The following is a 20,498-nucleotide window of genomic DNA, read 5'->3' on the forward strand; positions in this document are numbered from 1 at the left end:
TCACTTCCACCCTTTGCCCGAGGTGTCAGTGTCTTCAAGATCAACACGTCTGTTGCGGGGCGAGGCCGCAATCTTCCTGCTTTTCTGCGGCATGTTGCTGTGCGGTTGCCAGTCCGAAGGGGTAACGCAGCGCACACTGGTTGCTCATTTTCAATCGCATCCACTCGACGCCGCCCAGTTGAAGCTGCTGGGCGATTTTGCGGCGCTGCCCGCGGAGGATTCCGTCGCGGTGCGCCACTTTGTGTCGCAAAATCGGGATAAATTGCGGCCGGCACTTGCAGAGCTCGCCAATCACTTTCTCCTGGCGGACATCACCCACACGGCGCAGCGCCGGCCACTCAGCCTGGCACAGGCCGAACGGCTGGCGCTGCTTTTCCAGCAGGTGCATCAGGAACCGGCCGCATGGCAACGCTTTCAGCTCATCAAGCAATTCACTTTTGCACAAAAGCTGCAGAAGCTGGCGGCAGAATATCTGATGTTCGTGGGTGACACCCTGCGCGACAAGCAACAGGCGGTCGTGAAATATGAGCGGGCGCGGCAGTTGTACCAGCGCCTGGGCGACAGGCCCGGCCTGGCCAAGGCCTTTTTCGATCTGGGCGATTCCTACAACGTCATCGGACGGAAAAAGGAGAGTCTCGAGGCGTTGCAGCGCAGCCTGGAGCTGGCCCAGGCGCTGCCGGATCCCTTGCGTGCCATGTGGGCGCTGCTCGTGCTGGGCAATGTGCATGCGGATTTGCGGGATTACGCGGCGAGCGAGTCCGCCTTGCAGCGTGTGCTGGCCATGAGCCAGACCCTGCAACACCGCAAACTGGAAGCGCTTGCGAGAAGCGGACTGGGCCGCATTTACAACGAAAGCGGCCGGCTGCTGGCGGCGCGGGCGCAATTGGACGACGCACTCGCGATTTACGACGCCCTTGGGGAGGAATTCGAAAAGGCGCGGGTGTTGCGCATGCTGGGGCTGGTCGAGCGCAATTTGGGCAACTATGCCGAGGCCTTGCAACTGCAAAGCACGGCGCTGGCCACGTTGCAGGGTTTGCCGCGCCCCAGACCCAGGCAGGAAGCGGCGCAATACACCATCATCGGCCTGATCTACAATCTCCTGGGCCAGCATGACCTGGCCAGAAAATACCACCGCGCGGCCTACGAAAGATTCATCGCCAGCCACGGCCGGCCGGAGGATATTGCCGCGGCACTCGCCAATCTGGGGGAAACGCTGGTGTATTTGGACAGCCTGCCGCAAGCGAATGCCTGTCTGCAGGAGGCGCTGCGGCAGGTGGAGAGCCCGGAAAACGCCGCGGTGCGTGCCGAGATGTTTCAAATGCTCGGCGATCTCAAGCTGAAACAGGGGGACTGGCAGGCGGCACAGGAAATATTTCAACGCGCATTGCAGATCAATGCCGCCAAGGGTTTCACCGCCACTCTCATTCTCAATCATCTCGGCCTGGGCCAGTTCCATCTCGCAGCGCGGCATTGGGAAGCAGCGGAGCGGGAGTTCGAGCAGGCCATCGCCCTGGCCAGCAACTCGGGCATCACCGCCCATGTTTGGAAAGGATTCTACGGCCGGGGACAGGCGCTCAAGGCACAGGGCCGGGTGGGGGAAGCGTTACAATCATTCCAGGCCGCGATAGACACCATCGAGGCCACCCTGAGTCACTTGCAGGAGGAAGGTTCCAAGCTCGGCTATTTTGCCGAGAAACAGGATGTCTATGATGAAATCATCCTGACCCATCTGCAGGAACAAAAAGATGCCGTGCAGTCCTACAACTTCGTCGAACGCGCCAAAGCACGGTCGTTTTTGGATCAATTGTACGGCGGTTTGGAGATTGTCAGGCATGTCGACGCGCTTCATCCCAACCAACCCCGCCTGGCGCTGCTGTCATTGTCCGTCTCCGCCCGCCCGGAGGCGCGGGAAATTCAGGCCGCACTGGGAGGGCGCGACAAGATCATCGAGTATCGCGTGCTGCCCGACCGCCTCGCCATCTGGGTGGTGGACCGGCAACAAGTGACCAGCACACAGGTCACTCTCCGCCGCGAGGAGCTGCGACAGCTCGTGCGGGAATTTCGACGGGCGGCAGGCGCAGAGAATTTCTCCGCCTTCAGCCAACGCTGGCAGCGGGACCGCGATGCCGCGTTTCAGGACTTTCTGCGCGTGGCGCAGCGGTTGTCTGCCGTGCTGATCAAGCCGGTGTGGCCGCATCTGCAGGCAGGCCAGAACATCTATTTCATCCCCGATGATCTGTTGCATTATCTGCCATTCGCCGCGCTCACGCTGCCCGCGCCGGACTCCACCCGTTTTTTGGTGGAAGCGATGCCGTTAGCCATGGCGCCCAGTGCCGCGGTTTTGAAATATACCCTGCTGCGCGGACGGGAGCAGCGCGGGCACGCCGGCCTGCGGGTCTTCGCGATCGCCAACCCGGCGGATCGCTCCGGACGACTCAAACCACTGCCCTGGGCGGAGAAGACCGCGCAATTGATCATGCAGCATTCCGCCGCCGGCTCGAAGTCCCTGGTGCGCGAGCAGGCATACAAGGAGGCCCTGCTGCGAGGCCTGCAGGAGCCGTATGACATTCTCCATTTCGCCGGTCATTGCAGCGTGGATGTCAAGAGCCCGTTGTATACCACTCTGTATCTCGCGACCGCACCGCAGGCGGGGACAATGGCTGCGCCGGCGGACGGGGCGGGCAACGAGCATTTGCGCATGTATGAGGTCTTTCGTCTGAATCTGCGCCAGACGCGGCTGGTGGTGCTGTCGGCCTGCAACACGGCACTCGGCCAGTATGCCCAGGGCGAGGGCATCGTGGGTTTGTCGCGTGCCTTCTTTTGCGCTGGCACCCCCTGTCTGCTCACCACCATGTGGGCGGTGGATGCGCGCGCCGCCAGCAATGTGATGGAAAAATTCTATCTCAACCTGAAAACCGGCGGGCAGCACGTGGCCGGCGCGCTGCGCAACGCGCAACGCGAGGAAATTGCGCGCATTCGCAAAGACCCGGTGATGCGTTTCCACCCCCACCCCTATTTTTGGGCGTCGTTTCAGGCAGTGGGCAATGCGTATTACATTCAGTTCGACAAGCCGTCAAATCCACCGGAAAGCATCGCTCAAAACCATTAACCCGAGGGAACTCCATGGCAAAACGCGGAAAGGATCCTCAGGGCGCGGCAGCACAGCGCTTGAGTGATCTGATCAAACGGGACGTTCTGATCACAGACCGCAAGCTGTTACGCGTCGAATCTGAGATCAAGACCGGCAATGTGGCGCTGGCGGCCTTTGTGGGCGGCCTGATTGCCTACATCGTGTGGGTGCTGTTTCACCTGACTTCCAAGATCATCGGCGCGCTGGACAGCCCGGGCTGGCTGGCGGCGTTGGCGCAGACCTCGGAGGCGGGTGAAGCCGTGCTCGCCGGCGTTGCGGTGGCGGCCGGCGCGGCTGCCGCCGCCGAAGTCTACAAACGGGTGCGCACCATCGAAGCGCAAGGCATCGACCCGCATCCACCCGAGCCCGCTGATGATGACTGAGGTCGCATGGCGGGAATGATGAAACGTGGACAAGCGGCGCGCGAGGTGTGCGCCGCTTTTTTTACAGCATGCCCTGCCGCCGGCGAATGAACCACTCGGCCGCGAGCGTGAGCAGAAGAACCATCAACATCACCGGCCGGCCCCAAAGCGCGAGATTGTAGGATTCGTGCCTGAGCGCCGGCTCCAGCGGCAGCCGGCCGAGGTGAGCCGCCAAACTGTCAGGCGGCAGATATGCGCCGCCACTGTTGTGCGCGATTTGCTGCAAGAGCGGCGCATGCAGGCGCGTGTCGAGAAATTCCAAATTGAACGGCTCAACCGAAAAGCGGCCGCTGTCCTCACCAAGTTTGCGCCCGCCGAATTCCGCACTGCCGCGGTAGAAATATTCTCCTCCCCCCAACACCTGCAAGCGGCCGCGATACAGGCCGCTGCCCATGTCCTGCAGGACGATCTCCTGATCGAATTGCGGTCCGGTCAAATGCGCACGCACACGCGCGCCGACAAAAGGCTGGTAGTCTTCATGATAGACCTGGGCGGTCAGTTCGATTTGTTCGCCACCGCGGTAAATTTCCTTGTGGCTTTCAAACCGCACGAGTTTGCTGTCTTCACGGGTCACCAACCAGCGCACCAGGCCGGTCATCATGGCGTCATAGGCCTCGCTGTGTTTACCCACCGCCGTGAGCAAACTTTTCCAGCGCCACATGCCATAGGTGAAAATCACCAGGGTTTTGCGCGTGGCGGTTTTGTGCGCCAGCCACAACGGCTCCGCACGGCTGCCAGCGTCCGGTCCCGCAAGCGCTTCCACCCCGGCTGCCGGTCTCACATTGTAGAGATTGCAAAAGAGCGGCGGCAGCTCATCACTGCCGCGCGCTGCCGTGCCTCCGCCCGCGGCCTGGACAAAGCGTTCGGTGAGCGGCCGCGTGACGGGATGTGACAGGCCCGCCGCGAGGAATTGCAGGGAGATCACCTGCTCGCTCATGCTGTTGGGCATTGCCGCCAACGGCAGCGCCGGCCGCAGCCGCCACCACGCATTCAAATCCACGCCCGGCCCATGGAGATAAAAAAGCGGCTTGCCTTTTTCCGCCAATTGCCGGGCAAGCATGTCGAGCAGGGCGCGGTTGCTGTCGCGCCGCGGAAAATCGATCAGGATGACGGCATCGACCGGCTGCCAGGCCGTTTCACTCTCGAACGCCGGCAAAGGCTGCTCCGGGATTGCATAAAAGCTGCCGCCCGGCCGCTGCACAAAACCCTGCACCGCGAAATTGGGGTCACTGCCGACCGCGCGTTTGAAAAAGGTGTAATCGGCGGAGGGCGCACCGGCAAAGATCCAGAGCTTGAGTTTGCTTTTCAACACTTTGACATAAAACGTGCGGCGGTTGTTCGCCGTGGTCAATTCGCCCTCCACCGCCTCCAACCGCACGCTGTAGCGGTTCAAGCCCACCGTCGTGGGGGTGAGCGTCAAAGTTGCCGTGACTTGCGTTTGATCTGCCGGCAGTTTGATCTCCTGCACGGCGACCTCACGATCGCCCTCTGCAATGCGCAGGCGGGTGGTGCGGCCAGCCAAACCGGTGGCCGCAATCGTCACCTCCACCGGCAGGCGGGTTTCGGCATACGCGATTTCATTGGTCACGACATCCTGAATCAGGGCATCGCGTGTGCGCTGAGGCGTGCCCAGCCGCACCGTCACGATGGGCAGGCCATAGCTCTCCGCCAGCCGGCTGGGATTGCTGCCCAGGTTATAGGCCCCATCGCTCAGCAGGATCGCCGCCTGGTAGTGGTGCTTGCTGAGCCGGCGTTTGGCCTCGTTGAGCGCGTGCGCCACATTGCTGCCATCGCCGTTGAACCGCAATCCAGCGAGCGACTCGGGCGGCAGACTCTGCAGGCTGTCACTGAAGCTGAACAGGAAAACCTCGGCGCGTTTGCGCAGTTGCTCGAGCCAGGGCAGGGCCAGCGCCCGTCGCACGGCTTCCGCGCGCGTGTGCAGGGAATCAGAAAGATTCATGCTGGCGGAGCGATCAATCAGTACCGCCACCGCGGGCTTTTCGATGCGCCGCACCGCCAGACTGAGGGTGGGTTCAAACAACAGCAGTAATGCCGCAACCAGTGTCAACGCGCGCAGAAAGGCAAGCGTGTGCCGCAGCCAGGCGGCGACTGCCGGGGTGGTAACGCGATAGATGAAAAAAGTAAAAACCAACGCGAGCAGCAGCAACAGCAGTGGGTAGCCCGTAGCAGTGGAGAAGTTCAAATCAAGCTGCATGAGACGACGCCGGCATGGTGGAGGTCAATTTCAGGCTGGGATCAGGGGTCAAGTCGGTCACCGTCGCCGGCAGCGGGGCGCCACCGGTCAGGTAGAACATGGCCGCGCGTGCAATCATGGCGGCATTGTCGGTGCAATAGGTGGGCGGCGGATAGAATACCTTGACGCCATGCTGCCGGCCCATGTCAGCCATCGCCGCACGCAGGGCCTTGTTGCAGGCCACTCCGCCGGCCAGCGCAATCGCCGTGACCGGAAACTGTTCGAGCGCCCGGGCGGTGGTTCCCACCAGCGCGCCAATCAACGCCTGTTGGAACGAAGCCGCGACATCGGCGGTCGCGTGGTGCGGCTGCGGCCCCGCCACCGTGCCGGGCTTTTGTACATGATAAAGCACCGCGGTCTTCAGGCCGCTGAAGCTGAAATCAAACGGCGCATCTTTCAGCCGGGCAATGGGAAAGGCAATGGCGTGGGGATTGCCGGTGGCGGCGAGTTTCTCGATTTGCGGGCCGCCGGGATAAGGCAGTCCAAGAATGCGCGCCACCTTGTCGAAGGCTTCGCCGGCGGCATCATCCTGCGTTTCCCCCAAAATGCGATATTGCCCCCAGCCTCGCACCAACGCGAGAATGCTGTGCCCGCCGGAAACGATCAACACCAGAAAAGGCGGTTGCGGCCCCCCGGGAGACACGTTGTTGGAGACCAGATGTCCCTCGAGATGATTGATGCCCAACAGCGGCACGCCCAGATCGAGCGCCAGACCTTTGGCAAAATTGAGGCCCACCAGCAACGAACCGATCAAGCCCGGACCGCGCGTGACGGCAATGGCATCGAGATGGCGCGGTGCCAGCCCAGCGCGCTCCAGCGCGAGCCCCACCACGGTGGCAATTTGCCTGAGATGGGCCCGCGAGGCGAGTTCCGGCACGACACCGCCATAAAGCTGATGAATTTCCTGCGACGCGACCACGTTGGACAGCAGCCGGTCCTCGGCCATGACCGCCGCCGCCGTCTCGTCACACGAGGTTTCAATGGCGAGCAGCCGCATGATTCCTGCGCTCCAGCATCAGTTTAAAGGATGACGGTTTGAGATTGCGATAACTTACCCCCTCCGGCACCATGATGATCGGCTGGTACCCCTCCTGCGGGCGCATTTCCCGCACTTGTTGATAGTCGATCACGGCGACGATGTCTTCGCGCTTGAGGCCGAGCAGCAGTTGCTCGCCGCCTTCCAGGGTGAGCGACAGCGTCGAGGGCAGCGGGGTCACGGTGAGATGGCGCGGGGCATTTTTCACCTGCACCGGGATCTCCGGCAGGGTGATCTCAACGAGTTTTTGAATATCGGCTGTGAGCGTGACGGTTTTGACCGGCACGTCGATGTGCAGCGAATCGGGCAACACCTGCAGCGCCACCTGCTGTTTGAAACTCGCGCGCAGATTGCGGGCGCTGCAGGGCACGGTGGTGAGATGCGTGATGCCTTTGACGAAGTTTTCCGGCCCGGAAATTTTTACAGAATCGGGCACACTGCGGATTTTGCCGACCACGGTGAATCCCGCGGCAGGGCGAATGTCGGCCGCCGGTTTGATGGCGACCTGCTGATGCCGCAGGTTGCCCAGCACGATCTCGACCTCGGTCGGCGAAAGAATCTGCTTGGCCACCACCGGCAGGCCCCACCGTCCCACCTGCACCAAATCCCGCTGCAACCGCAGGCGGCGGGGTGCGCTGCCGGCCTCGGCCAGATCGAGCACCACCTTGGCATCGCGCTGAAACAGCAGCGCGAACAGGGCCTTGCCGCGACCCTCAAAACGCACGCGTGCATGGCCGGGCAGTTTGCCCAGCAGGGTCTTGCCGGGCGGCAGATTGGTCATGACGATCGGCACTTCGAGATCATACTCATAGACATTTTCCGTGACCACCGCGAACCAAAATACCGTGGCAATGGTCAGCACGATGATCTTGACACGATAGTTTTCAAACAGGTTGATTTGCACGAGTCATGGGGGGTTGCGCATTCTTCCGTTCCACAACAGAAATAGGGCACCTGCCGTCCGCCCGTCCCCTCTGTGCGTGCAATCTTTCGCAAAGGCTGATGCCCTATTTTCGCAATTGTTGCGCGGCACTTCTTCATTCGCGCCCGTGGCTGTTTTGCGGACGGCTCACCGGTTCAGTCAAAACGATCGGTCAGACCCATGCGGCGCTTGAAGGCGTCATCCGTTTGATACAGGATCATTTCACGGAAAGGGAAATGGCGCGCCATCAGGAAGCGCAGGGTGAGCGCGGAGGCATGGCGTTCGGGGAGCACGGCGGCCTGGCGGATAAGTGCGGCGAGGTCCCGGTCATCAAGACTGCGAATAGCCTGCCGCCAGACTTCGGTGACCGTCTCATCGAGGTCACCAAGCAACACATTCAGGGTGAGGCGCCACTCGATGTCCTCACGTGTTTTTTGGCACAGGTTCGCCATGGGGGCATCCTCGATCAAAATGAGCATTGCGCGCCGCGGCACACCCGGCAGCTCTTCCGGTGGCACATGCCGTGCCTTTCAGGGAGCACCGGGAAGACAACAAAGTAACGCCGCTCTGCGACCACGCTTGCGGTCAGGGTGATTGAACGTGCGCAATATTAAGACGGTGGCGCCTAAAAGTCAACATTGAAAGAAAACCGGGCAGGCGGGCGAACCGGGTAAGGAATTGCAAGAGGGTGGCGCGGCGCGGCAGGAAAAGTGGAGCGCGCTCCACCTTTCCCCCGCCGGCAGGGCGGCGCAGCCAATTTATTGTTTGACCACCCACAGCTTGACGCGACATTCCACCTCGGCATGCAGCTTGATGGGAATCTCATAGATGCCGAGCGCGCGGATCGGTTCCTCGAGGGTGATCTTGCGCTTGTCAATGTTGTACCCCTTGGCAGCCAGCAGATCGGCAATGTCTTGCGCGGTGACGGAGCCAAAGATACGGTCGTCTTCACCGACCGGCATGGCGGCGGTGATGGAGACGCCATCCATTTTGGCCTTGAGGGTCTCCGCGGCCTTCTTCTCACGCAGTCGCAGGGCGGCCCCGCGCTTCTTTTCCTCCTCGAGAAACTTCAAATTGCCGGCGGTGGCTTCCAGCGCGATGCCGCGCGGAATGAGAAAATTGCGGGCATAGCCATCTTTGACCGTGACGATCTTGCCGGCCTCCCCGAGCGTCGGGAAATCCTGGCGCAATAACACTTTCATGGCGTATGATCCTCAGTTGAATCGGATTGCAAAGAAAGTGAGAACGGGCGGCGCGTGCGCCGGCCCGCGCTCAGCGCACTTGGTCGTAAACGAACGGCATCAACGCCAGCAGGCGCGCACGCTTGATGGCGGTGACCAGCATGCGCTGGTGTGCCGCACAGGTGCCCGAAGTGCGCCGGGGGATGATCTTGCCCTGCTCGGTAATGAACCGCATCAGGCGCTTTTCGTCCTTGTAGTCAATGTAGATTTCGCGTTCCTCACAGAAACGGCAAATACGGCGTTTTTTCAGCATGGTCTGAGTGCTCACAATTTGAGGTTATCGTAGCCGAAATTGAACTCACTCTTGGCGGCCGGATTGGCCGGCGGCGGGGTGGCTTCGGATTGGTTGCGCGCTGGCGCGTCGTGGTGCTCCTCCGGCGCCGATTCGAATTCGTCATCCGAAGCCGTGGCCTCCGTGGCCTCACTGCGGCGGTTGAGAAACTGAATCCGGCGCGCCTTGATCTCAACCACGTTGCGCGTGGTGCCGTCCTCGTTTTTCCAGATGCGGCTCTGCAATTCCCCGTCCACCAGAACCGCGCTGCTCTTGTGGAGATTTTCGGCACAGCTTTCCGCGAGTTTGTACCACGCCACCACGCCGACATAACAGACATTCTCCCGCCATTGGCCCGTGTTGTCCTTGAAGCGACGATTGGAGGCGATATAGAAATTGGCCACCGGTGTTCCGTTCGTCGTTCGGCGGAACGAGGGATCGCTGGTCAAATTGCCGGCAATCATCACGGTATTGATATCGGGCATCTTTAATTCTGCCATAGAGCACACTCCCGGAATGAAGAGCGACCGGTCCGTTCGGAATCAGACTTCCTCGCGTGCTTCTTCCAGCACCGGCGCCACGATTGAATTTCCTTCCGTGTCCGCGGCCGGTTCTTCCGACGCCGCCGCCGCTGTCGCTTTGCGCTGGCGTTCCCGTTCCTCGCGCTTGAGCGCACGCGCATCAACCTTGACGGTGAGGTAGCGCAAAATCGATTCGTTCAGGCGATACTCCTTTTCCAGGAGGGCGATCAGCGCGGGCGGTGCCTGAAAGCGAATGTGTAGGTAATACCCATATTGCTTCTTTTTGACCTCGTAGGCCAGGCGGCGCTTGCCCCATTCTTCGACCCGGACCACTTCACCGCCGTTGTGGGAGATGAAGCTGGTGATGCGCTCGCCGAGATTTTTCAGGTCTTCGGCGCGCAGGGCCGAATCAATAATGACAGTGGTTTCATAAAGCTGCAATTTCAACCTCCATGGCATGGTTCAACGTTTGCTCGACTTTCCCGCACGAAAACGGAAACGAAGGCGGCACACCGCCCTCCCTGCTCGCGCCCCGCCCGACGGTTCGTCACCGTTGTCGCAACCACCGTTCTGATAGCCGGCGGGCGGACGGCGGGCTTCCGTGCGGGAATATATTGAAAAAGTGTTATTCGACAAACAACGGCGCCAGCACCAGCGAGATAACCGCCATCAGCTTGATCAGAATATTGATCGAAGGCCCGACCGTATCCTTGAGCGGATCGCCCACGGTGTCGCCGATCACCGTGGCTTTGTGGGTGTCCGAGCCTTTGCCGCCGTAATTGCCCTCTTCCACGTACTTCTTGGCGTTGTCCATCGCGCCGCCACTGTTGGCCATCTGAATGCCCAGCATGACCCCGGTCACCAGCGCGCCCAGCAGCAGACCGGCGAGCGCCGCCGGGCCGAGCAGGAATCCGGTCAGTACCGGTGCCAGCAGCGCCAGCACGCCGGGCAACAACATGCCGTTGATCGCGCCGATGGTGCTGATGTCCACGCAGCGCGCCGAATCCGGCATGACCTTGCCCTCGCGCAAACCGGGAATCTCCCGGAATTGCCGCCGCACTTCGGCGATCATTTTGAATGCTGCCTTGCTCACCGCCTTGAACAGCATCGAGGAAAAAAAGAACGGCAGCATGCCGCCGATGATCACGCCGGCCAGCACTTTGGGATCCTGAATGTCCGCCCGCTCCAGCCTGACTGTGTGCATGAAGGCCACAATCAACCCCATGGCGGCGAAGGCCGCGGAACCGATGGCGAAACCCTTGCCAATCGCCGCTGTGGTGTTGCCCACCGAATCCAGGCTGTCGGTGATCTTGCGCACGCCGGGATCAAGATGCGACATCTCGGCGATGCCGCCGGCGTTGTCGGCAATCGGGCCGTAACTGTCGACCGACACCACCATGCCGGTGGTGGCCAGCATGCCCAGGCTCGCCATCGCCACACCGTAGATGCCGGCCAGCTCGTGCGAGATGATCAGAGCAATCGCCATAACGATTACCGGCACCGCGGTGGAAGCCATGCCCAGCGCCAAACCCCCGGTCACCGTAATCGCCGGGCCGCTTTGCGATTCATCCGCGAGATTTTTGACCGGTTTGTATTTGGAGGAGGTGTAGTATTCGCTGGTGAAGCCGATGATGACGCCGGAGATCACGCCGGCGATGGTGGCCCAAAACGGCCCCATGACATCATAATTCTCGAACGCCACCCCGCTCTGCTTCACGATGAAATAGGTGCCGACGATGGTGAAAAAGGCACTGACATACAGGCCGCCCATCAGCGCGCTTTGGGGGTTGCCACGGCCGGCGGCTTTGACATAAATAATGCCGAGAATCGAGGAGAAAATGCCGATGCTGGCAATGTTGAGCGGCAGCAGGGTCAGGGCGTGATTGTGCTCGGGGGCAAGCAGGGTCATGCCCGCGGCAATCGCCATGGCGGCGATAATGGCTTCGACATAGGACTCCAGCAAGTCCGCTCCCAAGCCGGCGACGTCACCGACGTTGTCGCCGACGTTGTCTGCGATCACGGCGGGGTTGCGCGGGTCATCTTCGGGAATGTTGGCTTCGACCTTGCCGACGAGATCGGCTCCCATGTCCGCCCCTTTGGTGAAAATGCCGCCGCCGCTGCGGGCAAAGAGAGCGACCAGGCTGGCACCCATGGCATAACCATTGACAATGACAGGCTTGCCTGCGAAAATCAGATAGACCACGCACAAGCCGAACAGGGAAACGCCGACCACGCTCATCCCCATCACGGCGCCGCCGGAGACAGCGACGCCGAGAGCGCCCTTGAGGCCGCCCTCAACCGCACCCTGCGTGGTGCGGGAATTGGCGCGGGTGGCGATGCTCATGCCGATGTAACCGGCGATCGCGGAAGCGAGGCCGCCGGCCATGAATGCCACGGAAGTCTGCCAGTTGAGATCGACCCTGGAAAACATCGGTGCCGCGGCAATGAGCGCGGCGATCACGATGACGAAAGCCGAAACGTAGAGGTATTCACGCCGCAGAAACGCTTTGGCACCTTCCTGAACGGCGCGGGAAATCTGAACCATTCTTTCGTTGCCGGGGTTTTTGCGCAGGACATCCCTCGCCAGGTAGGCAACGAAACCGAGTGCGCACAAACTCGCGATGCCGGGGATCAAGACGTCAGACAATGAGCCTCCTTCAGAATTCTGTTTTCTGCATGTGACAGGGTTGCGGTTCCGGCGTTGACAGCAGAATCCTCTCCGCTGTCAACCGCACCGTTGATCAATCCTCAGGATTCTTGTTCGTGTTGTAGCGATTCATCGCATAGGCGATGCCGTGGCGGCAGCAATCCAGCACCGCCTCCGAGGCATGAGCCAGCAGGCCGGGCAGGGCTTCACGCTCCGCCGGGGAAAACCGGGAAAGTACGAAGGCGGTGGCATTTTGCTCCGCCACCTGGCCAATGCCGAGGCGCAAGCGCGGGATGTCCTCCGTGCCCAGAGCTGAAATGATGGACCGCAAGCCTTTTTGGCCGCCGTCACTGCCCCTGGCACGGAGCCGGATTCTGCCAAAAGGCAACTGGAAATCATCCAGTACCACGAGCAGATGAGACAACTCAAACTTGAAGTAGTGCACCACCTCGCGCACAGCAATACCGCTGTTGTTCATGAAAGTCAGCGGCTTGAGCAAAACGATTTCGCTGTCACTGCCGGGGATGGGATGGGGGGAGGAGATGCGGTAGTCTCCCCGTCCCGCATACAACGTCACACCCAGCCGTTCGGCGAGATGATCGATAACCATGAAGCCGAGGTTGTGCCGGGTGCCGGCATATTCCCGGCCGGGATTGCCCAGGCCGGCGATGAGAAAACGGGCGGGCACAACAGCAGGGCTGGCCACGGGTCGTCACTTCTTCTGGGATTCTTCGCCTTCCTCTTCTTCAGCCTTCTTGCCGTGGCCGATCACTTCCGGCTCTGTCGCTTCCGGTGCGGCCGCCGGAGCGGGCGTCTCTTCCAGGCGCGGCGCCAGCACCGAGACCACGATTTGCTCGGGCTCGTTGAGGATTTCGAATTTGTCCGTGGGCAAATCGCGCACGAAAATGGCGTCATGAATGTTCAAGTGGCTGACGTCCACTTCGATGGCATCTGGAATATCGAGCGGGAGGCATTTGATCTCGAGCGTGCGCAGCAATTGTTGCAGGGTGCCGCCATCCTTCACGCCGGCCGCCGTTCCGGTCAGGCGGATGGGGACTTCCATGGTGATCTTCTCGGTCAGTTTCACACCCATGAAATCGACATGCAGCGGCGTGCCATGCACCGGATGCCATTGCACTTCACGGATGATGCACTTGACGGGTTCGGTGGAACCCAGCCGCATGTCCATGATGCTGGATTTGTGCGCGAGTGCGGCGCGCAATTCCTTGGCATCGATGCTCAACGCCACGGGGTCGATACCGGCACCGTAATAGACACCCGGCACCCGGCCCTGGCGCCGCAGACGCTTGGCCGCCTGTTTGCCGGTTTCATTGCGAACCTCGACATTGATCAGTGTTGAACTCATAAGGCAACCTTTTGCTTCAGGTGAGGGATTGCAATTTTCCTGACTTGCTAGTCGAATAATGAACTAATCGATTCTTCATTGTGCGTGCGCATAATCGCGCGCCCAAACAGCTCCGCCACCGACAAAACCTTGATCTTGTCGATCAGTTTGTTGGGATGAATCTGCACGGTGTCGGTCACGATCAACTGCTCGATGGGCGATTTCATCAAACGCGTGACTGCCGGCCCCGACAGAATGGCGTGGGTGCAGGCCGCATAGACGTGTTCCGCTCCCATGTCCTTCAGGCGGGCAGCGGCATTGGTGATGGTGCCCGCAGTGTCACAAATGTCATCGATCAGCAGGGCGTTCTTGCCTGCGACGTTGCCGATGACGTTCATGACTTCGACCATATTGGGCCCGGAGCGGCGTTTGTCCACAATGGCGATGGGCGCATTCAGTCGCTTGGCATAGGCACGCGCCATGTGTGTACCGCCAAGATCCGGGGCCACCACCACCAGGTTGGGGATTTTGATTTTTTGGATGTACTCGACGAACACCGTGGCCGAATAAAGATGGTCGAGCGGAATATCAAAGAACCCCTGCAGTTGCGGTGCATGCAGATCCATGGTGAGGATGCGATCCGCACCCGCGGTTGTCAACAGATTGGCGACCAGCTTGGCGGTGATCGAGACACGCGGCTGGTCCTTGCGATCCTGGCGGGCGTAGCCGAAGTACGGAATCACCGCCGTAATCCGCCGGGCGGAGGCGCGGCGGGCGGCATCCAGCATGATCAACAGCTCGACCAGGTTGCGCGGTGGCGAATTCGTCGGCTGAATGATGAAGACATCCTGGCCGCGAATATTTTCAGAAAACTTGACCCAGGTTTCCCCATCGCTGAACTCGCGAAACTCGCTTTTGCCCAGCTCGAGGTTGAGATAGGCGGCAATTTTCTGCGCCAGCTCGGGATGAGCTCTGCCGGAGAACAAGCGTGGATGTTGCAGCAGGGCGTTCATAAATGACAAAAAAAATGACGATCCGTTCCGCCTCCTGCGTCATCGACCCGACGGGCAACTGAGCGGAAGACTCGCCATTTGAGCAATGGTCCCAGAAGCATGAACCCAAGGTTAGAGATTTGCTGGGGCGGAAGGATTCGAACCTTCGTATGCAGGAACCAAAGTCCTGTGCCTTGCCAGCTTGGCGACGCCCCAGAGTGCATCACACGCCTGCCTAAAAGAATTCATCGGGATTGGCCGGTTTGCCGCCCTTTTGCAATTCTTCCCGATATTTTTCCAGCACCGCTTTTTCCAGCCGATCCCGAAATTCATTGGTGATGGGATGTGCGATATCCCGGAAAGTTCCATCATTCATCTTACGGCTTGGCATGCTGACGAAATAACCGCTAACGCCCTTGATCACTTTCATGCCGCGCACCACGAAGCAGTCATCGAAGGTCACATTCACAAACGCCTTCAGCTTGTCCTCCTCGCGGATACTGACCGTGATTTCGGTTATCTCCATTCCTCCCTCCTTAAAATTTTGATTTCACCAACCCGCCCCAAAGTCAGGCTGTGAGTCTGTGGTGCAACTCGACACATACTGGTCAAGTTCCTTTTTGCCCCATTTCACTGGTCGCGCTAAAAAGGTTTTATGCTGATGCTGGAAAAATCGTTGTGCCTGCTGTGCTGCCTCCCGGGTCCCATACAAGCCGAAAACGGTCGACCCACTCCCGCTCATGCTGGCAGCCAAAGCCTTGCTGACGAGCAACTGCTGTTTGATTACCGCCAGCTCCGGATAGTGCTCAAAGACAAGCGTCTCAAAATCGTTGTGAACCTGTTCTCCAGAGTTTGACAGCTCGTTTTTTTTAAATTTCGAAGCGCTGAATGTACTACTCTTTTGTCCGTTTGTCAAGCCGATTTTCACGTTTTGATAGGCCCATGAGGTCGAGACAGATACCGGCGGAGTAACGATAAGAATCCAATATTCAGGCAATTGCTCAATGATGGATAAAATCTCACCGCGGCCCTGTCCACGACAATATCCCCCCTGCAAAAAGAAGGGCACGTCCGAGCCCAATTGCAAAGCCAACTCCGCGAGCCGGGAAACCGGAAAATTGAGATGACACAGCTGATTGACCGCCAGCAAAGTCACGGCTGCATCGCTACTGCCGCCCCCCAAACCTGCACCCGTCGGAATGTGCTTTTCAAGGTGAAGCCGAACCCCGAGGGATTGCCCGCTGGCCTCCACCAGGAGCTGATACGCGCGTTCGCAAAGGTTCGATCCGCCAATTGCCAGTTCAGGCCAATTGCAACTCAGTTCAAAACCCGGAACAGTTTTCTTCTCAAAGAACAATGTATCACACAGGCTGATCTGCAGGAAATTGGTGTCCAAGTTGTGATAACCATCCTCGCGACGCCCAAGAATACGCAACCCGACATTGATCTTGGCATAGGCCGGGACTCGAAAAGCCTTCATTGCGGGTCCCCGTCCTGAATTGAGCCGGCTCGCCGCGCAGCACAGGTATCTTGCGCCGCCGCCCGGCAGATTTCTCTTGTGTAGTGAACGCGGAGGCGGCCGTTCAAGGAGTTAGCCGGTTTCCGGTATGGGTTGGCCACGAGGAGGGCAAGGCCGGGAAAGATCCAAAAATTCCAAAGCAATTGCCGGATTCGCACAAAAAATTCGGTTATTTCAACTTTGTTCGCTCTGCAGCCGAGTAAACAATCGTCTCTGATTCAAAATGTGGATTCGGGATGATGTGAGTTGCTACGACCTCACCGACTTTTGCTGCAGCAACACGGCCGGCTTCGACGGCCGCCCGCACCGCCCCGACTTCACCCACGACTTTTATGGTGACCAGTGCGGCATCGGTCGTCTCAAGGCCCACCAGGACCACCTGTGCCGCCTTGACCATCGCGTCCGCGGCTTCCAGGGCGGCCACCAGGCCGCGCGTTTCAAGCAAACCCAGGGCGCGCGCCGCCATGCGTTTCAGGATTCCGTGGTCAATTCGGCGCGTTTCGGGAGAATCAATTCAACTTCCGCGTGGGGCCGCGGGATGACATGCACTGAAACCAACTCACCGACCTTCTCAGCGGCGGCAGCGCCGGCATCAGTAGCCGCCTTGACTGCGCCGACATCGCCACGCACCATCACTGTCACGTAGCCGCCGCCAATTTTTTCTTTGCCAATCAACGTGACCTTAGCCGCTTTTACCATGGCGTCAGCCGCTTCAATCGCGCCTACCAGCCCGCGGGTTTCGATCATGCCCAGCGCATCAAGGCTCATGATAATGGACTCCTTTGCGAGTTAAGGCCCGTCAAGACAAAGCTGTAAGTCGTGCAAAAAGCGCGAAAAATCTACTAAAAAAATAACACGTTGTCAATTCATTTTTGCCCGGACCAATAATCCCGCAGTGACGTGTGGAGTAGCTCAGGCATCCCTGCTTGCAGACAGGATGTCTGCGTTACGTCCCCACACTTAACTGAGGCATTCTCCGGACCATCCGGCGAACCCCACACAAAGTCCGATAACCTGTCAGCGGCGCGCGCTTGCCATCGGTGCCACCAGGTGCGCACGCTTGTTGCATGTTGAATCGGGAATTTTTACATTGCCCACCATTCGATCTCACGGGTGGGAACTGATCTCCCCGCAACTGGATGATTCACCATTCGCCATCGCGGTGATGCCGGGTTATTTTCTGTTTTCGGATGCACATCTGGGTGCCCCCTGTCGTGACGATGATGCGGCGCGCGAGCAGAAGGTCGTTGCCTTCCTGCAGCATGTCAAACAGCATGGCGACGGCCTGTTCATCGTAGGCGATCTCTTCGACTTTTGGTTCGAGTATCGCCATGCTGTGCCCAACCGCCACTTCGCCGTGCTGGCCAAACTCTACGAGCTGCGCCAGGCCGGCCTGCCCATCGACTACCTGGCCGGCAACCATGATCTGTGGCTGGGAGAGTATTTTCGCAAGCAAATCGGTGTCACCGTGCACACCGGCGGCATCGCGCGCACCCTCTGCGGCTACCGGTGTTTCATCACCCACGGCGACGGTACCGCCAAACGCGACGTGGGTTACCGCCTGCTCAAACGAATCATGCAGCATCCGGTCAACATTTTCTTATACCGCCTGCTCACGCCCGATCTCGGCGTGCCACTCGCCAGGAGCATGTCCCACACCAGCCGCACCTACGTGCAGAGTGACAGCCGCTGGGAGCGCGACTATCGCGATTACGCCGCGGGCAAACTCGCAGAGGGGTTCGATGTGGTCTTGATGGGGCACACCCACCAGCCCAAGGTGGAACAGATCCACGGCAAGACATTCATCAATCTCGGCGACTGGATGACGCATTTCACCTATTGCCGCATTGATGAGCGCGGCCCGGTGCTGTTGCGCTGGCATGATGCCGGCCAGCCCGCCACGCTCGTCGCACCGGCAGCGGTATTGCCGCCTTGAGACACCGCCCTGAGGCACCGTTGTTCATTCCCCTGTCGCAAACTTCACCAGAGTTGAGGCTCACAATGCAATCTTCTGCAAGCACGCTACAGTCGAAAACGACCTGGATGGTTTTTGGTGCCCTGCTTCTCCTGGTCGGGATGCCGCTGGCACTGTGGTTGAACAATCTCAGTCACGATCTGCCCGACCCCGGACAGCTCGAGAGCTACAAGCCCAAACTCGGTTCGGAAGTATATTCGAGCGACGGCAAGCTCATCAAAGAATTTTTCGAGGAACGGCGGGCATTCACGCCGCTCAGCCAGATCCCCAAGCATCTCCAGCAGGCCCTGCTGGCAACCGAAGACCGCAATTTCTACAACCATTGGGGGGTGAACACCATGCGCCTGCTGCAGGCACTGGTCATCGATCTCATCTACATGGAAAAACGGCAGGGCGCCAGCACGATCGCGCAGCAGCTCGCCCGCCTGTTGTATTTGACGCCGGAGAAGACCATGACCCGCAAGATCAAGGAGATCATGACCGCGATTCAAATCGAGCGGACCTACACCAAGGACGAAATTCTCGAGATGTATTTGAATCACGTGTATCTCGGGCATGGCGCCTACGGCGTGCAAATGGCGGCGCAACGTTATTTCGGCAAAAACGTGCAGGATCTCGAGCTGCAGGAGGCGGCGACCCTGGTGGCGTTGGTGCAGCGGCCGGAACCGCTTTCGCCGATTCGCAACCCGGCCGGCTGCCAGGCACGGCGCAATCTCGTGCTGCGCAACATGTACCACACCGGTCTGCTGTCCGCCGCCGAGCTGCAGCGCCTGACCGAGACGCCGCTGGGCGTGCATGCCACCCTCGCCAACGAGTATTATGGCACGGCGCGCTATTTCACCGAACACGTGCGGCAGTTGCTCTGGCAAAAATACGGCCGCGACCTGCTCACCGAGGGCTTCAAAATCTACACCACGCTGGACACCCGGGTGCAATATCTGGCGGAACGCATCATCCAGCAGCATTTGCGCGAAGTGCAAAGCCAGGTCAACAAAAATCTCATCCGCAAACGGGAACACCTCAAGCTCATCACGCCGGCGATGCTCGACAGCCTGGGTCTGACCCTGCAGCAATTCGTGGCCGATTCCACCCTGCTCAACAATTTTCTCAGCAGTCAGCGCGCCGTGCAGGTCGCCTTCATTTGCATCGAAACCAAAACCGGCTACGTGCGCGCCATGATCGGTGGCCGTGACTTCGACGAAAGCAAATACAACCGCGTCATCCAGGCGCAACGCCAGCCCGGCTCGGCCTTCAAGCCCTTTGTCTATGCCACGGTGATCGACAACGGTTATCAACCCACTTTCGAAGTGCTCAATCAGCCGGTGGTGGTCAAACAGGCTGATGGCACGGAATGGCGGCCGCAGAACTTTGACGGCTCGATTGGCGGTTACGTCACCCTGCGCGAGGCGCTGGCGCGCTCGCTCAATTTGCCGACCGTGCGGCTGGTGCAGCAGATTGCCAATCCGGCCACGGTGGTGAAATACGCCCAAAAAATGGGCTTGACCACCAACATTCCGCCCTACGAATCGATCGCGCTCGGCGCCGGCGAGGTGATTCCGATTGAAATCACCTCCGCCTATTCCGCCTTTCCCAACCAGGGCGTGCGCATGGAGCCGATTTTCATCACGCGCGTCGAAGACAAGGATGGCAACATCATCGAGGAAAACCGGCCGCACGGCAGCGAAGTCTTGAGCAAGGAAACCGCCACCATCATGACCGACATGATGCGCGGGGTGCTGGATTTTCACGCCGGTCCGGGACGCTTCGGCACCGGCGTGGCCGCACGCAGCAAATATGGTTTCACCCGGCCCGCCGGCGGCAAATCCGGCACCACCAACGAGTATCGCGATACCTGGTTCATCGGCTTCACCCCGCAACTCACCACCGGCGTGTGGGTGGGTTTCGACCGCCAGGACATGTCGTTCGAGCGGGGCACCGGCTCGTCGATCTGCCTGCCGATTTGGGCGCCCTTCATGAAGGCGGCACATGACACCCTGGGCTTGCCGGTGGAAGATTTCAACCAGCCGCCGACGGTTTACAAACTGGAAATCTGCACCATTTCCAAAGAGCTCGCCAACGAAGAGTGCCCCAGCACGACTTACGCCATCTTCCGCGCAGGCACCGAGCCCAAAACGCGCTGCCACATTCATCACGGCCGCGAGAAGAGCCAGCAGCGCCGCCGTTCCGCACACCGCACCTGAAGCAATGCAAAAGCCCGCCGCC

20 protein-coding genes and 1 tRNA gene are annotated in these 20,498 nt (G+C 59.8%); 4 read left to right on the plus strand and 17 right to left on the minus strand.

Annotated features, from left to right (window positions below):
• Positions 1-28 precede the first annotated feature (28 nt).
• Together ONB52_14080 and ONB52_14085 are read left to right on the plus strand one after the other, a co-directional pair.
• Positions 29-3,109: a CHAT domain-containing protein gene (locus ONB52_14080; GenBank protein MDZ7417263.1), complete on the plus strand. Its 3,081-nt coding sequence runs from the start codon at positions 29-31 to the stop codon at positions 3,107-3,109.
• A gap of 14 nt (positions 3,110-3,123) precedes the next feature.
• Positions 3,124-3,513: a hypothetical protein gene (locus ONB52_14085; protein MDZ7417264.1), complete on the plus strand. Its 390-nt coding sequence runs from the start codon at positions 3,124-3,126 to the stop codon at positions 3,511-3,513.
• 61 nt (positions 3,514-3,574) lie between these two features.
• Here the strand turns inward: ONB52_14085 and ONB52_14090 are convergent, their stop codons facing one another.
• The 17 genes from ONB52_14090 to eutM all read right to left on the minus strand — a co-directional run bounded on the left by ONB52_14090 (position 3,575) and on the right by eutM (position 17,068).
• Positions 3,575-5,767, minus strand: coding sequence for a VWA domain-containing protein (locus tag ONB52_14090; protein MDZ7417265.1), 2,193 nt, complete (start codon positions 5,765-5,767; stop codon positions 3,575-3,577).
• Positions 5,757-6,803, minus strand: a complete 1,047-nt coding sequence (gene tsaD / locus ONB52_14095; GenBank protein ID MDZ7417266.1) for a tRNA (adenosine(37)-N6)-threonylcarbamoyltransferase complex transferase subunit TsaD — start codon at positions 6,801-6,803, stop codon at positions 5,757-5,759. The genes ONB52_14090 and tsaD overlap by 11 nt, the downstream gene beginning before the upstream one ends.
• A complete protein-coding gene (locus ONB52_14100; protein MDZ7417267.1) occupies positions 6,784-7,746 on the minus strand; it encodes a hypothetical protein in 963 nt (320 codons plus the stop codon). The genes tsaD and ONB52_14100 overlap by 20 nt, the downstream gene beginning before the upstream one ends.
• Positions 7,747-7,919: 173 nt before the next feature.
• On the minus strand, positions 7,920-8,243 hold the full coding sequence (locus ONB52_14105; GenBank protein ID MDZ7417268.1) for a hypothetical protein: 324 nt from the start codon (positions 8,241-8,243) through the stop codon (positions 7,920-7,922).
• A gap of 279 nt (positions 8,244-8,522) precedes the next feature.
• The gene (gene rplI, locus ONB52_14110; GenBank protein ID MDZ7417269.1) at positions 8,523-8,966 is read right to left on the minus strand and encodes a 50S ribosomal protein L9; all 444 of its coding nucleotides are present in this window, start codon (positions 8,964-8,966) and stop codon (positions 8,523-8,525) included.
• 70 nt (positions 8,967-9,036) lie between these two features.
• Complete coding sequence (gene rpsR / locus ONB52_14115; GenBank protein MDZ7417270.1) at positions 9,037-9,258, minus strand: 30S ribosomal protein S18; 222 nt, start codon at positions 9,256-9,258, stop codon at positions 9,037-9,039.
• Between the two features lie 11 nt (positions 9,259-9,269).
• The gene (locus ONB52_14120; protein ID MDZ7417271.1) at positions 9,270-9,776 is read right to left on the minus strand and encodes a single-stranded DNA-binding protein; all 507 of its coding nucleotides are present in this window, start codon (positions 9,774-9,776) and stop codon (positions 9,270-9,272) included.
• 42 nt (positions 9,777-9,818) lie between these two features.
• A complete protein-coding gene (gene rpsF, locus ONB52_14125; protein MDZ7417272.1) occupies positions 9,819-10,256 on the minus strand; it encodes a 30S ribosomal protein S6 in 438 nt (145 codons plus the stop codon).
• A 166-nt stretch (positions 10,257-10,422) separates the two neighbouring features.
• On the minus strand, positions 10,423-12,444 hold the full coding sequence (locus ONB52_14130) for a sodium-translocating pyrophosphatase (GenBank protein MDZ7417273.1): 2,022 nt from the start codon (positions 12,442-12,444) through the stop codon (positions 10,423-10,425).
• A gap of 94 nt (positions 12,445-12,538) precedes the next feature.
• Positions 12,539-13,150, minus strand: coding sequence for an aminoacyl-tRNA hydrolase (gene pth, locus ONB52_14135; protein ID MDZ7417274.1), 612 nt, complete (start codon positions 13,148-13,150; stop codon positions 12,539-12,541).
• 6 nt (positions 13,151-13,156) lie between these two features.
• Positions 13,157-13,810 carry a 50S ribosomal protein L25 gene (locus ONB52_14140; protein MDZ7417275.1) on the minus strand — a complete coding sequence of 218 codons (654 nt, stop codon included), beginning with the start codon at positions 13,808-13,810 and terminating at the stop codon, positions 13,157-13,159.
• Between the two features lie 47 nt (positions 13,811-13,857).
• Positions 13,858-14,802 (minus strand): ribose-phosphate pyrophosphokinase, encoded by a 945-nt coding sequence (locus ONB52_14145; GenBank protein ID MDZ7417276.1) that lies wholly within the window; start codon positions 14,800-14,802, stop codon positions 13,858-13,860.
• Positions 14,803-14,924: 122 nt separating this feature from the next.
• Positions 14,925-14,997 (minus strand) — tRNA-Gln (locus ONB52_14150).
• A 19-nt stretch (positions 14,998-15,016) separates the two neighbouring features.
• Entirely contained in the window at positions 15,017-15,307 is a 291-nt protein-coding gene (locus tag ONB52_14155) for a SpoVG family protein (protein ID MDZ7417277.1), read from the minus strand.
• 24 nt (positions 15,308-15,331) lie between these two features.
• A complete protein-coding gene (ispE, locus tag ONB52_14160; protein ID MDZ7417278.1) occupies positions 15,332-16,261 on the minus strand; it encodes a 4-(cytidine 5'-diphospho)-2-C-methyl-D-erythritol kinase in 930 nt (309 codons plus the stop codon).
• A gap of 208 nt (positions 16,262-16,469) precedes the next feature.
• Positions 16,470-16,766 (minus strand): BMC domain-containing protein, encoded by a 297-nt coding sequence (locus tag ONB52_14165; GenBank protein ID MDZ7417279.1) that lies wholly within the window; start codon positions 16,764-16,766, stop codon positions 16,470-16,472.
• A gap of 5 nt (positions 16,767-16,771) precedes the next feature.
• Positions 16,772-17,068 carry an ethanolamine utilization microcompartment protein EutM gene (gene eutM, locus ONB52_14170; protein ID MDZ7417280.1) on the minus strand — a complete coding sequence of 99 codons (297 nt, stop codon included), beginning with the start codon at positions 17,066-17,068 and terminating at the stop codon, positions 16,772-16,774.
• Between the two features lie 322 nt (positions 17,069-17,390).
• Between eutM and ONB52_14175 the strand changes: the two genes are divergently transcribed.
• Positions 17,391-18,236 carry a UDP-2,3-diacylglucosamine diphosphatase gene (locus ONB52_14175; GenBank protein ID MDZ7417281.1) on the plus strand — a complete coding sequence of 282 codons (846 nt, stop codon included), beginning with the start codon at positions 17,391-17,393 and terminating at the stop codon, positions 18,234-18,236.
• Positions 18,237-18,301: 65 nt separating this feature from the next.
• On the plus strand, positions 18,302-20,476 hold the full coding sequence (locus tag ONB52_14180; protein ID MDZ7417282.1) for a PBP1A family penicillin-binding protein: 2,175 nt from the start codon (positions 18,302-18,304) through the stop codon (positions 20,474-20,476).
• The last annotated feature ends 22 nt before the right edge of the window (positions 20,477-20,498 follow it).

The organism is candidate division KSB1 bacterium (assembly GCA_034506255.1).
In the GTDB taxonomy this organism is placed as follows: Bacteria; Zhuqueibacterota; Zhuqueibacteria; order Zhuqueibacterales; family Zhuqueibacteraceae; genus Coneutiohabitans; species Coneutiohabitans thermophilus.

What these genes read in the sequence shown, in the direction of transcription:
- ONB52_14105 (MDZ7417268.1), bottom strand. Translation starts at nt 8,243, where the DNA reads ATGCTCATTTTGATCGAGGATGCCCCCATGGCGAACCTGTGCCAAAAA.
- tsaD (MDZ7417266.1), bottom strand. Translation starts at nt 6,803, where the DNA reads ATGCGGCTGCTCGCCATTGAAACCTCGTGTGACGAGACGGCGGCGGCG.
- rpsR (MDZ7417270.1), bottom strand. Translation starts at nt 9,258, where the DNA reads ATGCTGAAAAAACGCCGTATTTGCCGTTTCTGTGAGGAACGCGAAATC.
- rplI (MDZ7417269.1), bottom strand. Translation starts at nt 8,966, where the DNA reads ATGAAAGTGTTATTGCGCCAGGATTTCCCGACGCTCGGGGAGGCCGGC.
- ONB52_14140 (MDZ7417275.1), bottom strand. Translation starts at nt 13,810, where the DNA reads ATGAGTTCAACACTGATCAATGTCGAGGTTCGCAATGAAACCGGCAAA.
- ONB52_14165 (MDZ7417279.1), bottom strand. Translation starts at nt 16,766, where the DNA reads ATGGCGGCGCGCGCCCTGGGTTTGCTTGAAACGCGCGGCCTGGTGGCC.
- ONB52_14155 (MDZ7417277.1), bottom strand. Translation starts at nt 15,307, where the DNA reads ATGGAGATAACCGAAATCACGGTCAGTATCCGCGAGGAGGACAAGCTG.
- ONB52_14090 (MDZ7417265.1), bottom strand. Translation starts at nt 5,767, where the DNA reads ATGCAGCTTGATTTGAACTTCTCCACTGCTACGGGCTACCCACTGCTG.
- rpsF (MDZ7417272.1), bottom strand. Translation starts at nt 10,256, where the DNA reads ATGCCATGGAGGTTGAAATTGCAGCTTTATGAAACCACTGTCATTATT.
- ONB52_14180 (MDZ7417282.1), top strand. Translation starts at nt 18,302, where the DNA reads ATGCAATCTTCTGCAAGCACGCTACAGTCGAAAACGACCTGGATGGTT.
- ONB52_14145 (MDZ7417276.1), bottom strand. Translation starts at nt 14,802, where the DNA reads ATGAACGCCCTGCTGCAACATCCACGCTTGTTCTCCGGCAGAGCTCAT.
- ispE (MDZ7417278.1), bottom strand. Translation starts at nt 16,261, where the DNA reads ATGAAGGCTTTTCGAGTCCCGGCCTATGCCAAGATCAATGTCGGGTTG.
- ONB52_14120 (MDZ7417271.1), bottom strand. Translation starts at nt 9,776, where the DNA reads ATGGCAGAATTAAAGATGCCCGATATCAATACCGTGATGATTGCCGGC.
- ONB52_14085 (MDZ7417264.1), top strand. Translation starts at nt 3,124, where the DNA reads ATGGCAAAACGCGGAAAGGATCCTCAGGGCGCGGCAGCACAGCGCTTG.
- eutM (MDZ7417280.1), bottom strand. Translation starts at nt 17,068, where the DNA reads ATGAGCCTTGATGCGCTGGGCATGATCGAAACCCGCGGGCTGGTAGGC.